The sequence below is a fragment of the Streptococcus danieliae genome (assembly GCF_009767945.1).
In the GTDB taxonomy this organism is placed as follows: domain Bacteria; phylum Bacillota; class Bacilli; order Lactobacillales; family Streptococcaceae; genus Streptococcus; species Streptococcus danieliae.
The window spans coordinates 1-15,264 of the sequence record NZ_WSRS01000041.1 but is presented as its reverse complement, the minus strand read 5'-3'; the positions used below and the strand labels follow the sequence as shown (position 1 = coordinate 15,264).

14 protein-coding genes and 1 pseudogene are annotated in these 15,264 nt (G+C 48.9%); 8 read left to right on the top strand and 7 right to left on the bottom strand.

Annotated elements, in window-relative coordinates; all coding sequences use genetic code 11:
• Positions 1 to 61: 61 nt before the first annotated feature.
• A complete protein-coding gene (locus tag E5983_RS05470) occupies positions 62 to 730 on the bottom strand; it encodes an HD domain-containing protein (RefSeq protein WP_160332888.1) in 669 nt (222 codons plus the stop codon).
• A gap of 85 nt (positions 731 to 815) precedes the next feature.
• Here E5983_RS05470 and E5983_RS05465 point away from each other — a divergent pair, with 85 nt between their 5' ends.
• The 4 genes from E5983_RS05465 to E5983_RS05450 all read left to right on the top strand — a co-directional run bounded on the left by E5983_RS05465 (position 816) and on the right by E5983_RS05450 (position 5,057).
• On the top strand, positions 816 to 2,030 hold the full coding sequence (locus E5983_RS05465; protein ID WP_160332887.1) for a hypothetical protein: 1,215 nt from the start codon (positions 816 to 818) through the stop codon (positions 2,028 to 2,030).
• Between the two features lie 67 nt (positions 2,031 to 2,097).
• Positions 2,098 to 4,317: a RelA/SpoT family protein gene (locus tag E5983_RS05460; RefSeq protein WP_160332886.1), complete on the top strand. Its 2,220-nt coding sequence runs from the start codon at positions 2,098 to 2,100 to the stop codon at positions 4,315 to 4,317.
• Positions 4,318 to 4,325: 8 nt separating this feature from the next.
• On the top strand, positions 4,326 to 4,769 hold the full coding sequence (gene dtd, locus E5983_RS05455; RefSeq protein ID WP_160332885.1) for a D-aminoacyl-tRNA deacylase: 444 nt from the start codon (positions 4,326 to 4,328) through the stop codon (positions 4,767 to 4,769).
• Between the two features lie 9 nt (positions 4,770 to 4,778).
• The gene (locus E5983_RS05450) at positions 4,779 to 5,057 is read left to right on the top strand and encodes a rhodanese-like domain-containing protein (RefSeq protein ID WP_160332884.1); all 279 of its coding nucleotides are present in this window, start codon (positions 4,779 to 4,781) and stop codon (positions 5,055 to 5,057) included.
• A 52-nt stretch (positions 5,058 to 5,109) separates the two neighbouring features.
• On the opposite strand, the gene E5983_RS05445 is transcribed toward E5983_RS05450, so the two are convergent.
• The 6 genes and pseudogenes from E5983_RS05445 to E5983_RS05425 all read right to left on the bottom strand — a co-directional run bounded on the left by E5983_RS05445 (position 5,110) and on the right by E5983_RS05425 (position 10,842).
• Positions 5,110 to 5,760: a metal-dependent transcriptional regulator gene (locus E5983_RS05445; protein ID WP_160332883.1), complete on the bottom strand. Its 651-nt coding sequence runs from the start codon at positions 5,758 to 5,760 to the stop codon at positions 5,110 to 5,112.
• Positions 5,761 to 5,940: 180 nt separating this feature from the next.
• A complete protein-coding gene (locus E5983_RS10120; RefSeq protein ID WP_373683173.1) occupies positions 5,941 to 6,864 on the bottom strand; it encodes a metal ABC transporter substrate-binding protein in 924 nt (307 codons plus the stop codon).
• Positions 6,865 to 6,900: 36 nt separating this feature from the next.
• A pseudogene (locus E5983_RS10115) lies at positions 6,901 to 7,692 on the bottom strand (metal ABC transporter permease); the annotation flags it as partial.
• Positions 7,689 to 8,426 carry a metal ABC transporter ATP-binding protein gene (locus tag E5983_RS05435; protein WP_160332881.1) on the bottom strand — a complete coding sequence of 246 codons (738 nt, stop codon included), beginning with the start codon at positions 8,424 to 8,426 and terminating at the stop codon, positions 7,689 to 7,691. The gene E5983_RS05435 and the pseudogene E5983_RS10115, both read right to left, overlap by 4 nt.
• A 305-nt stretch (positions 8,427 to 8,731) precedes the next feature.
• Positions 8,732 to 9,997, bottom strand: a complete 1,266-nt coding sequence (locus E5983_RS05430) for a toxic anion resistance protein (RefSeq protein ID WP_160332880.1) — start codon at positions 9,995 to 9,997, stop codon at positions 8,732 to 8,734.
• Positions 9,994 to 10,842, bottom strand: a complete 849-nt coding sequence (locus E5983_RS05425; RefSeq protein WP_160332879.1) for a hypothetical protein — start codon at positions 10,840 to 10,842, stop codon at positions 9,994 to 9,996. Before E5983_RS05425 ends, E5983_RS05430 begins: the two co-directional genes overlap by 4 nt.
• 186 nt (positions 10,843 to 11,028) lie before the next feature.
• Here E5983_RS05425 and E5983_RS05420 point away from each other — a divergent pair, with 186 nt between their 5' ends.
• The 4 genes from E5983_RS05420 (at position 11,029) to E5983_RS05405 (ending at position 14,991) form a co-directional block, all read left to right on the top strand.
• Positions 11,029 to 12,318, top strand: a complete 1,290-nt coding sequence (locus E5983_RS05420) for an adenylosuccinate synthase (protein ID WP_160332878.1) — start codon at positions 11,029 to 11,031, stop codon at positions 12,316 to 12,318.
• 13 nt (positions 12,319 to 12,331) lie between these two features.
• Positions 12,332 to 12,814, top strand: a complete 483-nt coding sequence (gene tadA, locus E5983_RS05415; protein ID WP_160332877.1) for a tRNA adenosine(34) deaminase TadA — start codon at positions 12,332 to 12,334, stop codon at positions 12,812 to 12,814.
• A gap of 124 nt (positions 12,815 to 12,938) precedes the next feature.
• Positions 12,939 to 13,781, top strand: coding sequence for a pullulanase-associated domain-containing protein (locus E5983_RS05410; protein WP_160332876.1), 843 nt, complete (start codon positions 12,939 to 12,941; stop codon positions 13,779 to 13,781).
• Positions 13,782 to 13,857: 76 nt separating this feature from the next.
• Positions 13,858 to 14,991 (top strand): alpha-amylase family glycosyl hydrolase, encoded by a 1,134-nt coding sequence (locus E5983_RS05405; RefSeq protein ID WP_160332875.1) that lies wholly within the window; start codon positions 13,858 to 13,860, stop codon positions 14,989 to 14,991.
• Positions 14,992 to 15,264: the final 273 nt, after the last annotated feature.

Sequence of the window (15,264 nt, the reverse complement as noted above, 5' to 3'; positions counted from 1 at the left end):
TTCGCATCCACTAAACCAATCTCCTCTACTCATGTTTTCTGAGACTAGTATAGCTAGATTTCTACTTTATCGGAAGATACCTTGTTATTGGGCGCTTACCATAGAACTGTTCCAAATAGGTTTCCAAGAATTGGTGGCGCTCCTGGGCCAGTTCTTTGGCGGTGGTGGTGTTCATGCGATCTTTTAGTTTTAAAAGTTTTTCGTAGAAGTGCATGATGGCAGTGTCCTGGCCACTTCGGTATTCTTCCAAGGTCAGCTGTTCTCGGGGTTGCATGGCAGGATCATGGATGGGTCTGCCTGTATGTCCAGAATAGGCCATGGTTCGGGCAATGCCGATAGCGCCTAGAGCATCCAGGCGGTCGGCATCTTGGACAACCTGTCCTTCGAGTGTGGATACGGTCTGGGTTTGATTGCCCCCCTTGAAGGAAAGATGCTCGATAATGTCCATGATGTGGTCTTGGTCTTGGGTCTCTAAGCCGTTGATTGCCAACCAGGTTTGGACCTTTTGGAGACCAATGGCTTCGGTTTCATTTAGTTTACCATCCGCAAGGTCATGCAACAGGGCTGCTAATTCACAAATAAAGAGATCAGCTCCTTCTTTCTGGGCAATGGTTCGGGCAAGGTTGGTGACACGGTGAATATGCCACCAATCGTGGCCTGAGACTTCGCCATTGAGTTCTTGAAAGACATAGGCTCTGGCCTTTTCTAAGATCGCTTGTTTATTGGTCATGGGTGTCCTTTCTGGTAAGTGTGAGTGGCTTTGCTTCTCAGTATAACATGGTTGGTGGAGAAAAGGAAAGAAGTTGGAGAAGTGGATGTATTACAGTAAAACCTGGACCTATCAGCCCCTAGCGAGACGGCCTTTGGTGGGCTATGCGCCGGATATTCGGTCTACGGATACTGGCAAGACCAGTCTTCTTTTCCTCTCCCTGACCTGGCGGGATTTGGAGCCGGAAGAGGGCCGGTATTGTTTTGAAGGCTGGGAAAGGCGCCTGAACTTTTCGCGCTTGAGGCAGGGCGGTCAGCGCCTGGTCTTTCGTTTGGTTCTGGATTATCCGGCTTTTAAGGGAAGTCCGGCCTTGCCAGACTGGCTTTTGGAGCGTGTTCCGGCTCGGCCTTATCGGAGTCCTTTTGGTCAGGGACTGGCGCCCGATTATGGTCATGGGGAGCTGGCAGCGGCCTATCGGCGCTTGGTTTTGGCTCTAGGTCAAGCCTGGGGTCAGGATGGCTTGCTGGCCTATATCGAGTTGGGTGGTCTAGGCCACTGGGGCGAGTGGCATCAGCTGGCTAGTTTGGGGCCCTTGCCTCAGGGCGATTTTGCCCAGCATTTTTATGTCGATCCGTGGTTTCAAGCCTTTAGGTCTTGTCGGCTCTGCCTGCGACGGTCTTTTGCCTGGCTGGATCCCCACAGGAGCTATGGTTTCTATCATGATGAGCTGGGGGACCTGACTCAGACACGGGTTTGGCTGGATGAGTTGGTTCAGGGTGGTGAATCTTTTGACGGGGCTCAGATGCGGGGGCTGGGGCAGTCTGGTTTGGAGCGAGTTTGTGGGGGTGAGTGGTCTTCCAAGTGTTTGTGGGCGCCCTGGAATTCGGAATTGCGGGCTCAGATGCGGGATGTGGGGCTGTCGTTTTTGGGGCCGGCCCTGCCTCAGGATGCGGAGACGGCTCGGTTTGTGGAGGAGTGTTTGGGTTATCAGTTGTGGCTGCCGCAGGTTCAGTCGGTGTCGAGCTTGCTGGGGACTTGCTTATGTCTGACCTGGGCGAATCAGGGGCTGGCTACCTTTCCCTTTGACTGGCCGGTTTACTTGGCTTGGGAGACCTGGCAGGGGGAGCGGGGACGGAGTCGTTTGCGGGTGAGACTGAGTCAGCTGAGTCCGAGGCAGCGGAGCTGGTCCTTTGCTTGGCTTCTCCGTCCCTTGCTGACTTACAAGTCCTTGCGGGTGAGTGTCGAAGATCCGTTAGCGCAAAAGCCGCTTAGGATTTTTTCCCAAAGGGCTGAAAAGGGGTCTGGGAGCTTGATTCTCTAGGCCTGGGCTATTTCCATGCTAAGGGAAAAATGGTAAAATAGGGAACACAAGAACAAGGGGGAGCAGGATGTCAAAAGAAGAGAATTTAACAGGGGCCCAGGTTGTTGCCCTGACAAGAGAGTATTTATCGCCTGAAGATGTGGCCTTTGTCCAAAAAGCTTTGATTTATGCGGTTGATCGCCATAGTGGGCAATTCCGGAAGTCGGGTGAGCCGTATATCATTCATCCGATTCAGGTTGCGGGAATTCTGGCTAAGCTGAAGCTGGATGCTGTAACGGTGGCTTGTGGCTTCCTGCATGATGTGGTGGAGGACACGGTCGTGTCGCTGGAGAACCTGGAGCGGGAATTTTCCAAAGAAGTCAGCTTGATTGTGGATGGTGTGACCAAGTTGGGCAAGGTGACCTACAAGTCCCATGAGGAGCAATTGGCCGAGAACCATCGGAAGATGCTCATGGCCATGTCTCAGGACATGCGGGTGATCTTGGTGAAGTTGGCGGATCGCCTGCACAATATGCGGACCTTGAAGCACCTTCGCAAGGACAAGCAGGAGCGGATTGCGCGGGAAACGATGGATATTTATGCTCCGCTGGCTCACCGCCTGGGGATTTCAAGTGTCAAGTGGGAGCTGGAGGACTTGTCCTTCCGTTATTTGAATGAGGTTGAATTTTATAAGATTACTCATTTGATGAAAGAAAAACGGCGGGAGCGTGAGGCGCTCGTAGAGGAAGTGGTTGCCAAAATTACGAAGTACGCAGCCGAGCGGAATCTCGATGGGCAAATTTATGGTCGTCCCAAGCATATTTACTCCATCTACCGGAAGATGCAGGATAAGAAAAAGCGCTTCGAAGAAATCTATGACCTGATTGCTATCCGTTGTATCTTAGAGACCCCAAGTGAAGTCTATGCCATGTTGGGCTATGTCCATGAATTGTGGCGGCCAATGCCTGGACGTTTCAAGGACTATATTGCTAATCCTAAGGCCAATGGCTACCAGTCGATCCATACAACCGTTTATGGTCCCAAAGGACCAATTGAGTTCCAAATCCGGACCCAGGAAATGCATGAAGTAGCTGAGTACGGGGTTGCGGCTCACTGGGCCTACAAAAAAGGAATCAAGGGTAAGGTCGACAGCAAGGAATCCGCTATCGGGATGAACTGGATTTCTGAAATGATGGACCTGCAAGAGCATGCCGGGGATGCCCAGGAATTTGTCGATACGGTCAAGCAGGACTTTTTGGCAGAAGAGATTTATGTCTTTACGCCAGATGGAGCAGTCCGTGCCCTGCCTAAAGAATCAGTGCCGATTGACTTTGCTTATGAGATCCATACCAAGGTCGGGGAAAAAGCGACCGGTGCCAAGGTCAATGGCCGGATGGTCCCACTGACCACCAAACTGAAAACGGGCGATCAGGTGGAGATTATCACCAGTGCCAATTCCTTTGGACCAAGCAGGGACTGGATTACTATTGTTAAAACCAGCAAGGCCCGGAACCGCATTCGTCAGTTCTTCAAAAACCAAGACAAGTCTCTATCGATTGATAAGGGGCGGGAGCTTTTGGTGGAGCAATTCCAACAGCATGACATGCAGGCCAACCAGTTCCTGGATAAGAAGCACCTCGATGCCTACCTGGAGAAATTCAGTTACAAGTCTGAGGAAGCCCTGTATGCAGCGATTGGTTTTGGTGAGGTTAGTGCCATTTCGGTCTTTAATCGGTTGACTGAAAAGGAACGCCGGGAGCTGGAGCGAGAGAAGGCGCGTGCCCAAGCAGAAGAACTTCTTTATGGTGGTGAGATTAAGAGTGAGAAAACCAGCAACACAAAATCTCGCCAAGAAGAAGGGGTTGTGGTCAAAGGAGCTCCAGGCTTGTTGATCCGCATGGCCAAGTGTTGTAACCCTGTCCCAGGGGATGCCATTGTAGGTTATATCACCAAGGGTCGAGGAGTTGCTGTTCACCGCGAGGACTGTATGAACCTGCGGTCGCAAGAAAACTATGAGCAAAGACTCTTGGATGTCGAGTGGGAAGGTACTGGATCTGGCCACAAGGAATACACAGCCAATATTGATATTTACGGCTTGAATCGGACCAGTCTCCTCAATGATATTTTACAGGTGCTTTCAAACTCAACCAAGAATATTTTCATGTTTAATGCCCAACCTTCCAAGGATATGAAGTTTGCGACCATTCACGTTTCTTTTGGAATTTCTAGTTTAGCCAACCTAACAACGGTGGTCGATCGGATTAAGAATATTCCAGATGTTTATTCTGTGAAAAGAACAAATGGGTAGGGGCTGTTATGCGAGTTGTTTTACAGCGGGTAAAGGAAGCTTCTGTTTCTATTGACGGAGAAGTACATGGGGCCATTGGCTTCGGTTTCCTCTTGCTGGTTGGAATTGGTCCTGAGGATACGGCGGAGGATTTGGCCTATCTGTGCCGCAAGATTGTCAATATGCGGATTTTTTCCGATGACCAAGGGAAAATGAACCGTTCCATTCAGGATGTTGGCGGATCGATTTTGTCCATTTCCCAATTTACTCTTTTTGCCCAAACCAAAAAAGGCAATCGTCCGGCTTTCACAGGGGCAGCCCAGCCGGATTTGGCCAAGTCGCTTTATGATGATTTTAATCAGTTATTAGGGGAATTTGTGTCCCTGGAAACCGGTGTGTTCGGGGCGGATATGCAGGTGGCCCTGGTCAATGATGGGCCGGTGACGATTTTATTGGATAGTAAGAATCCCTAGGAGGTGCAGATGAAAGATATGACAATGGCGGAATTGGCAACCTTGCAGGAGCAACAGGAGCTAGCAATCCTGGACGTTCGAGACCAGGAAGATTTCCTTGCCTGCCATTTTGCAGGCTCCCTCAACATTCCGGAGCCAGACCTAGAAGCGCAGCTGGACCAATTGGACCGGAACCAGATCTATCATGTGGTCTGCACCAAGGGAATCCGGGCGGAACGGGCTAGTCAGCTCTTGGAAAAACGAGGCTATGAGGTGGTTCGGATTGTGGACGGCTGGGCCGCTTACTAGAATACAAAAGCTGCTTCAAGTGTGATGCTTGAAGCAGCTTTTTAGTACAGTTTTATTGAAGAATTTCGACATAGAGTTGGTCGGCTAAGTTTAGGGGCAGGCTGACTTTTTTTTCGGGTAACTGCAGTTCGACGGTTTGGAGAAAATTGTTCTTTTTGATCAGGTGGAAGCTTGTTCCCAAGTGGAAGTTTTGTTCTTCCAGGTAGTCGATAAAATCAGGCTGATCGGGAAAGCGGCGGAGACTATAATCTCGGCCTGTCTCTGCTTGGGAAAGCTGCTGGGTAAAGTCTTCCTGTAAAAGCTCCTGCTGGCGCGGGATGCGTCCACCATGGGGGCAGTAGTCTGGGAACTGGAGCATGATTTCCAATTGGTTGATAAACTGGTCTGATACGCTATGCTCCAAAACTTCAGCTTCTTGATGGATGTCCTGGCTGGCATAGCCCAGATTTTGGATCAGAAAGACTTCGATCAAGCGGTGTTTGCGGTAGAGGTTGGAAACCTGCACCATGCCCTTGGCTGTGACCAGGTAGCCTTTGACCTTGTCTTTGATAATCCAGTCTTCCTGGATCATTTTTTTGAGCATTTCAGAAGTTGCTGGTTCAGAGACACCCATGAGCTGGGCAATTTCTTTGTTGGTCATTTTTCCAGGTGCCTGGCTTCGCTCATAGATTCGCTTGAGATAGTCTTCCTTGTTGGGGGTCATGCTGGGTCTCCTTTGTTTTGCGTCTAGATGATACTTCTTCACACGTCGTTAGCTTCGACTTGCTTAACTTCAGTTATGCCTGCGTCTCGCTGCCTAGTTTGAATTTAAAATCGTTTGAATAATGATTTTAGATTGGAAGTAGTAGTAGTATAGCAAAAAAATGGACAGCTGGCCTAGCTCTTATTTCAGTCCTTCGTAGATTTTGTCGAGATTCCACTTCATCATGGTGTAGTATTGGTCTCCGTCTTGTCCTTTTTTGGCCAGGGAATCCGTAAAGATGGTGGAATAGATTTTTAGCTGGCTTTGTTCGGCTACCTGGTTCATGGCTTTGGGGGCGACCGAGGTTTCTAGGAAGAGGTGTTTGACCTTGGACTGGCGGATGGTATCGAGAATGGTTTGCAATTGTTGGGGTGTCCCCTGCGCTTCTGTGTTGATTTCCCAAATATAGGCAGGGGTGACATGGTAGGCCTTGGCAAAGTATTTAAAGGCTCCTTCCGAGGTTACTAGGAGTCGTTGCTCCTCTGGGATGTCCAGAAACTTGGACTGGGCTTCTTGGTGCAGGGCTTGGAGACGGACGATGTAGAGATCTGCATTTTTTTGGTAGAAGCTGGCATTTTGGGGGTCTTTTTCTTGGAGAGCTTTGGTGATGGTTTGGACATACTGGATTCCATTAGCCAGGTCTAACCAGGCGTGGGGGTCGGTTTCTTCTTGGTGGCCAGAGAGGTAGAGTGGGGTGACTCCTTGGCTGGCTGCAATGACATCCTTGCCAAATTGTTTGTGGCTGCTTCGGACCATTTTCGAAAACCAGCCATTACCACCGGTTTCCAGGTTCAAGCCGTTGTAAAAGACCAGGTTTGCGTCGCTGACCTTGGCAATATCTTCTGTGGTTGGTTCATACTCGTGGGGATCTTGGCCACGTGGGACAAGGCTAGAGACCTGGAGGCGATCTTGGCCGACCTGTTGGACCATATCCTCTAGGATAGAATTGGTGGTGACAACGGAGATGGCTTGGGTCTGACTTCTATCAGTAGTGCGCTCTTGATTCCCGGTCCAAGCTCCCAGAAGGAGTCCCATTCCGACTAGAGCTAGTCCGATTTGTTTCAGAACGCTTCTTTTTCCTTTTTTGGAAAAAAGAAATGAAAAGGCAAAACAAAGGGCTGCAGTTAAAACAATGGTTGGCCCAGAGGCCCAGTTAAAGGTATAGCTGAAGTAAAGGCCAATGATCGAGGCGAGGACTGCAACGAAACTGGAGAGGGCCATCATTTTAGGGAGTTGGTCGGTCCAGAGGTAGGCGGTTGCGGCCGGGGTGATGAGCATGGCGACAACCAGGATAATGCCAACGGACTGGAGGGCAGAGACGGTGACCAGGGTTAAGACCAGCATGAGGCTGTAATGGATCAGCTGGGCTGGGAGGCCATAGCTACGGGCAAAGGTCTCATCCAGGGATGTGATCAGCAGTTCCTTGTAAAAGAGGTAGATATAGGTTAGCACTAGAACAAAGATAGTTGCCGTGATTCGTAAATCGAGCTGGCTGACGGCCAGGATATTCCCAAAGAGGATATGGTGGAGATTGGTGGAGCTTTGGGTGAAATGAATGAGGACAAAGCCGAGGGCATAGAGGGAGCTGAAGACCACCCCGATGGTTGTGTCCATTTTTAAGGGGCTCTTGGAGCTGATGTAGCCAATCAAAAGGGCAGCTAGAAAGCCAAACAGTGAGGCTCCGAGGAGTACGTTAAGGCCGAGCATGTAGGCTAAGGCTACCCCTGGCAGGACGGAGTGGGAAATGGCATCCCCCATCAGGGACATGCCCCTTAGGATAATGAAGGAGCCAATCAGTCCGGACATGATGCCAATCAAGATGGCGGTTATCAAGGCATTTTGCAGGAAGGGGTAGGTTTGGAGTGCTTGGATAAAATTTGTGATGGCAGTCATTGAGGGTCCTCCTGAAAATAGATGGTAGCAAAATCTGGATTAAAGGCTTGGGCCAGATTCTCTGCCGTAAAGACTTGCTGGCTGGGTCCTGCTTGGATAATACCCCGATTCATAAGAATGAGTTCATCAAAATAGTCGTGCACCTTGGACAGATCATGGTGGATAACTAAGATGGTTCGGCCTTCATCTTTCCAGAGTCTTAGAATTTTCATAATCTGGGCTTCGCTTTCAGCATCGATACCGACAAAGGGCTCATCCAGGATAATCAGGTCGGCATCCTGCAAGATGGCGCGTGCGACAAAAGCTCGTTGTAACTGTCCCCCAGATAATTGGCCAATTTGGCGGTCTGCCAAATCTTCAATTTGGACCTGCTGCATGGCCTTTCGACTAGCCGCTTTTTCACGGGCTCCTGGTTTACGAAAGAGCCCCAATTGTCCGTAGCTACCGGTTTCGACCAGGGTTTTAACCTGGATTGGGAAGGTTAAATCCAGATTTTTGCGCTGTTCCACGTAAGCAATGCGGTGTTTGCGCAAGTCCAAGAGTTGATTGTTGAATTGGACCTGCCCATTTTCCCGAGCAACAAGTCCTAGCATAGCTTTAACGAGGCTGGACTTGCCAGCTCCATTGGGGCCGATCATACCTGTAATGCTGCCTGGACTAAGATCCAGTGAGAGGTTTTGAAAAATCGTCTGCCCATCATAGGCAAGACTTAGATTGGTAATTTTTAGGGTCATAAAAACTCCTTTTTTGAAATAAGACACTCGTTTTGTTTCTCTTGTAGGACGGTGCTTTCTAGCTCGTCGTAAAAGTAAACTAAAAACTGATTGTTACGATCTGCGATGAGGATGAACTAAAATTAAGGTAACCTAATTTTATAATTTTGTCAACTTAATACATAAGGCTGACTGATAAATGTTCTTGGTACAGATGCAAAAAACCTCCAAGACCAGCGGTTTTGGAGGTAATACAGTTTTAGCCTTGAATGCAGGCGTCTATAGTTTCGATTGGCTAACTCGGTTGATTGGAAATTAGCTGGATCCTAGTTGGATCGTTGATCAATCTCTTTTTGAGCAGAGAGCCCCTGGTTGAGTAAGCTTTGAATAATGGTTTTGTCGCGGAGTTTGACCGAATCATTGATACTATTAGCTGATTCAACAATGGTTTGTTCCAACTGTGCCCGTTTACTGCGGCCTTCTTCAATGGCTTGGATGATTTGTTGGTTTTGAACAACCAGGCTCTCGGCTAATTTGGTCACAGCTTGGACGCTCATGGTTGGGTTTTGGGCTGTCCGTTCAAGTGCTGGGATGGCTTCCTTACTGGTTTCTGCTAGCAATTCCAAGGCTGCATTATTGGCATTGGTAATAGCATCTGCGGTCATCCCAGAGCGGACGGATTGCTGGAGAATCCCCAGTTGGGCGATGGAGAGTTTCATGGTTGGGATGGTATTGCGGCGCAGCATCCCGAGTTTTTGCCGCATATCGGTAGAAACCTTGACCAGGTTGCGCATTTGAGGGGTGGTCGCCCAGGCCACGTAGAGGCGGCTGATGTATTCTGTGTGCTGAATTTCCAGCATATTGACAACTTCGGTGATATGGGCTAACTGGTCTGACTTAACTTGATAGTCGATGCTGGCAGGATCCAGGCTAGCTACTTCTTGTTGGAGCTGGACGGCTCGGGCACCGGCTTCTTTTTGGCTGGACTCGATAAAGGCGATGACACCGACTAGATTTTCAATAGAGTTGGTGTTGTCTTCAATCAACATTTCTGCTGATACAATATTGCGGGCCAAGACCTCTTCTTGGGTGACCACAGCTGCCGCCATGCTATCCATTTTCCTTTCGATGTTTTGGGAGTCGAAGTAGAATTCTTGGAGGTTGTTTTTACCTTGGCGGAAGAGTTTTTGGAGGAAGTTGGGTTTCTGCTCTAGGTCCGCTGGTTTGGCATCCTTGTATTTGGCCACAAAGCCATTGAGTTCCCGATTGGTCTGGGTTAGGATCTCGTCTACTTGTGGAATTTCGAGTTTTTTCTGTTCACTGAGGATTTTATTAACTGTGATGTTGACATTTTCGACTGCATCCTGGCCAAAGTCCAAGAGGGAGTTCTTGTCTTCCAAAAATTGATCCACGAGTTGTGGGGTTCGCTCTTGAATTGCGGTTTGTTGCTGGGGTGTTAGTTTGTCAAAAAATTGGAGGCTGGGTGTGTTGGAGTTGCCAGGGTCGTTGGCTAGGATAATTTCGCTGGTTTTGTCCTGCTTGAGGGCCTTGTTGGCAATGTTGTCGATGTCAAAATTGAAGGATTCACTCATTTATTATCTCCTGTTTGGTCTTCGGGGCTAAGGATGCGGAGGCTGATTTCAAAGTTCCGCATGTCGGTTTCGTTTAATTGTTTGAGGGTTTCATCCAAGAGTAGGTCAAATTGTTCCATGGCTACTTGGGCTTTTTTGAGGCGTTGCTTGGCCTGGTAGTAGTCCTTGGGATCGTGGTAGATTTTCAGGTAGCCGTTGAGGATCTCTTGGAAATTGTTCATCTGGGATTGGTGGACAGCCATGAGTTCTTGTTGGTTACCGCCAGTGGATTCCTCGATTTTGCGGACAATTTCTTGGTGGTCCCTTTGAATATTGAGGTAGGTTTCCCGGATTTCGTCGGGGATCGGTCCGTCCCATTGGTTATCATCTAGGGGTGGAACCTGGCTTTCCTTGAGGCGGGCTTGTTCTTGGTAGTCCAGTTGTTTGTATTCCTGCAGCTGGTAGAGGACCTGTTGCTGGTAGGTGCCGGCTTGTTTGCGAATGGTATTGTAGCGTTTGAGGCCGAGCTTTTTACGGAGGTCGATGGCCTCTGTTTGGATCTGTTCCAAGCGGGCTAGGGTTGGTTTTGCTAGTTCCTGGTAGGACTGGACATTGCCCTGATTGTGGAAGAAGTCTAGCTGTTTTAAATCGAGGTCGACCTTCTGGATGTCCTGCCGCAGGTATTCTATTCGCATTTTCTTATTGGAAGAAACATGCAGGCGATGGGCAAAAATTGTTAGGAGGCTCGGAAAAACAAGCACAGGGAGTTCTGCGATCAGGGCGGCCCAAAAAATGATGATTAATATTAGGGTGAAATAGCCGGAATTGTAGAAACGGCTGTGAAATAAAGATTGTTTTCTGTTCATATATAACCTCTATCTTCCTATCCATATTCTAGCAAAAAAAGTGGGTTTGTGGGGGAAAAGGATGGAAGATAGGGCGGAAGTCGGAGAGGCTTGCGTAAAAATTGAAAAAATTCCGAAAATTAGATATAATGAGTCGTAAAAACGAATTGAGGCGATGGCCTCTTGGAAAAGAGCAGGAGACAAGATATGACTTCAGTTGTTGTTGTGGGAACCCAGTGGGGAGACGAAGGAAAAGGGAAAATTACGGACTTCCTATCTGCCAATGCGGAGGTAATTGCTCGCTATCAAGGTGGGGATAATGCTGGGCATACCATCGTGATTGATGGGAAAAAATACAAGTTGCATTTGATTCCATCAGGCATTTTCTTCCCAGAAAAGATTTCTGTTATTGGGAACGGGATGGTTGTCAATCCTAAGTCCTTGGTCAAGGAGTTGAAATATTTGGCAGACGAAGGAGTCTCAACAGAGAATCTTCGCATCTCGGATCGGGCCCATGTGATTTTGCCTTACCACATCTGTCTGGATCAGTTGCAGGAAGATGCCAAGGGTGAAAATAAAATTGGAACCACAATCAAGGGAATCGGCCCAGCTTATATGGATAAGGCAGCTCGGGTTGGAATCCGGATTGCGGATCTCTTGGACCGCGATATTTTCAAGGAACGCTTGCAAATCAACTTGGCTGAGAAAAACCGAATCTTTGAAAAATTGTATGGTGCTGAGGCACTAGATTTCGAGGAAATCTTCGAAGAATACTATGCTTATGGTCAAGAGATTAAGAAGTATGTGACCGATACCTCTGTTATCTTGAATGATGCCTTGGATCAAGGCAAGCGGGTTCTGTTTGAAGGGGCCCAAGGGGTTATGTTGGATATTGACCAGGGAACCTACCCATTTGTAACCTCATCCAATCCAGTTGCGGGTGGGGTAACCATTGGATCTGGGGTTGGTCCAAGTAAGATTGACAAGGTTGTCGGTGTCTGCAAGGCCTACACATCACGGGTTGGTGATGGACCTTTCCCAACAGAGCTTTTTGATGAAGTGGGTGAACGCATTCGTGAGGTTGGTCATGAGTACGGTACAACAACTGGACGTCCGCGTCGAGTGGGCTGGTTTGACTCCGTAGTGATGCGCCACTCCCGTCGTGTATCTGGAATTACCAATCTCTCCCTCAATTCCATTGATGTCTTGAGCGGTCTTGACACTGTTAAAATCTGTGTGGCTTACGATCTAGATGGTGAGCGGATTGATTATTACCCAGCTAGCTTGGAGCAATTGAAACGTTGCCGCCCAATCTATGAAGAAATGCCAGGTTGGTCTGAGGATATCACAGGAGTCCGCAGTCTGGAAGAGTTACCAGCAAATGCGCGCAACTATGTCCGCCGCATTTCGGAATTGGTGGGCGTACGGATTTCAACCTTCTCAGTCGGTCCAGGTCGTGAGCAAACCAATATTCTAGAAAGTGTTTGGAGCCAATAAGGGGCAGCTCTTTATGGACTATAGTTTTGAAGAAAAAGTAGTCTTTATGCAGGAGGCTTTAAAGGAAGCCGAAAAAGCACTGGCCTTAGAAGAAATTCCGATTGGCTGTGTCCTGGTTAAGGACGGCCAAATTATCGGCCGCGGGCATAATGCGCGTGAGACTCTGGATCGCGCTATTCTCCATGCAGAAATGATGGCGATTGAGGAAGCCAATGCCCGGATTGGCAATTGGCGTCTGCTTGATACCACTCTCTTTGTGACCATTGAACCCTGTGTTATGTGCAGCGGAGCCATTGGCTTGGCCCGAATTCCCAAGGTTATCTATGGAGCTGCCAATCCTAAATTTGGCGCAGCTGGCAGTCTCTACAACATCCTAGAAGATCGCCGCCTCAACCACCGGGTAGAGGTGGAGGTAGGCATTTTGGAAGCAGAATGTGCGGGAATCATGCAAGACTTTTTCCGAACCCGTCGCCAGAAAGCCAAACAATCAGAGTAATCGAAACAGTAGCGGCTGGAGCTTGTCTCCGGCTGTTTTTTAATAGGGTAATCCTGCTGACTTTACTTTAAGTTCCAAAGGGTATATACTAAAACATGAAAACGCTTACCAAGGAGGTTTTTCTATGACAATTGGAAGAAAGGGGCTGGAGGCCAGTCTCTTAGTCGCAACAAGTATTCTCGCTATATCAGCAGAGCAGGCCTGGGCTGAGGAAGTGATGGATACTCCACCCCAACTTGTAAATCAGGAGGAGGCAAGAGCTCCAGAGGAGTCCGCTGAAACCTATCAGGCGATTGCCAGCCTTCCTGTGGAAACGAGTCAGCTATCGAACTCGCAGGAGCAGGAGGAGAATCAGGTTCGTTTTCATGTCCAGGCTCCAGAAGCGGATGCGGGTCTGGGGCTTTGGGCCTGGGGTGATGTCGCTGAGGAATCGGCCAAGAAGGGTCCCTGGCCAACGGGAGCCAGTGCCTTGAGTGAGGCCCAGCGGGATCATTACGGGGTCTATGTTGATGTGCCATTGGCGGAGGCTAAACAAGAGCAGATCCACTTTTTGATTAACAATAGCAAGGGGGACAATCTGTCGGGAGACCAGACCTTCGAAATTATTGATCCTAAGGCGCGGGAGGTTTGGATTGCTAAAGACTATAGTCAGACCCTCTATGAACCGGTAGCGGAGAACCTCCTGCGGATTAACTACCAGCGCGCGGATCAGAACTATGACCGGAAATCTGTCTGGGTCTGGGGTGATGTTGAGCTGACCCTGTCGGACTGGCCGCGGGGACTAGCTCTGAAACCCGATGGTCGCTATGGGGCCTATGTTGATATTCCTTTGAAGGCAGGGGCTCAGAAGCTGGGTTTTCTGCTCTTAGATGAGACCAAGGAGGGGGATGCGGTGAAGATCCAACCCAAGGATTACCTCTTAGAGGGGATAAAGGGGGGGCCAGCAGGTCTTTGTACGCGAGGATGAAGCCCATGTTTATACCAATCCCTATTTTGTCAAAGATATCCGCCTAATTGGAGCTCAGCAGTCCAGTCTGCAAGATTTGACGGTAACTTTCACCAACTTGGATGAAGCCGTCCAGGCAGAGATTGGGCAGCAGCTCCAGATCTTGGATGGGGCTGGCCAGGTCGTGCCGATTCAGGCCTGGAACTGGAACTTGGAGCGGCGCCAGCTAGAGCTTAAGGGGGACTTTCAAGAAGCTGCCCTACCTTATCGGGTCGCCTATGGTGGTGTGACCTTGACCGCCCAGAAGAATTGGCAGTTTAAGGACCGGCTCTTTGCTTACGATGGACCTCTGGGAGCCCAGGTCTCGGAGGCAGGTCGCAAGGTCGATTTGGCTCTGTGGTCTCCTTCGGCCGATTCCGTCAGCATCTTGATTTATGATAAGGACAACCAGGAGCGCTTGGTGACTGAGCTTGACTTGGCCAAGCAGGACAAGGGCGTCTGGCGGCGAACCTTGGTGGCGGATGCCAAGTTAGGCATTGCGGATTATCGTGGTTATTTTTATCAGTATAAAATTGTAAGGGCGGGTACAGAAAGCATCGTCTTGGATCCCTATGCCAAATCGCTAGGCCTTTGGAACAGTGAGGAAGCAGACAAGGGACCGGCTTATCGTGTGGCCAAGGCGGCCTTCGTTAATCCAGCCGAACATGGCCCTAAAGATCTGACCTATGCGAAGCTGGATAACTACCGAGGCAAGCAAGAAGCGATTATCTATGAAGCCCATGTTCGGGACTTCACCTCAGATCCCAAGCTATCCCTAGAAGGCTCCTTCGGTACCTTCAGGGCCTTTATCAAGAAGTTGGATTATTTGAAGGAGCTTGGCGTGACCCATATCCAGATCTTACCAGTCCTCAGTTATTACTTTGTCAATGAGGCGGCGAACCAACAGCGGATGCTGGACTATTGTTCCAGTGGAGTCAATTACAATTGGGGTTACGATCCGCAGAGCTATTTTGCTTTGACTGGTATGTATTCGGAACGGCCTCAAGATCCAGCCGAGCGGATTGCGGAATTAAAGGAATTGGTCCAAGCAATCCATGACAGGGGGATGGCAGTGATCCTTGATGTGGTCTACAACCATACGGCTAAGACCGCTATTTTTGAGGATTTAGAGCCAAACTATTACCAGGGCACCTCTAAAAACTCATACTTATTGTCGCCTTATTTCAAATAAGTAGGTATTCCTATTTGGTAGTGCGGACGTGAGCAGTCTCCTTCGGAGTCTCATCACTAAATTTTGAGCCAAGGTCTCAAAATCTCCGCCATCTAGCAGTTGTTTTTAACTGCTGATGGTTCCACTACAGTAGAAATACCTGCTTTTCTTTATTTTCACTCCCTAAATTTTATGAGATAATAGAACTACTAAGATGAACGAGGTACTATCATGCTATTATTTTCCGACGATGAACGACTTCTAGAAAAACTGTCACAATTGGGAAATCAACTA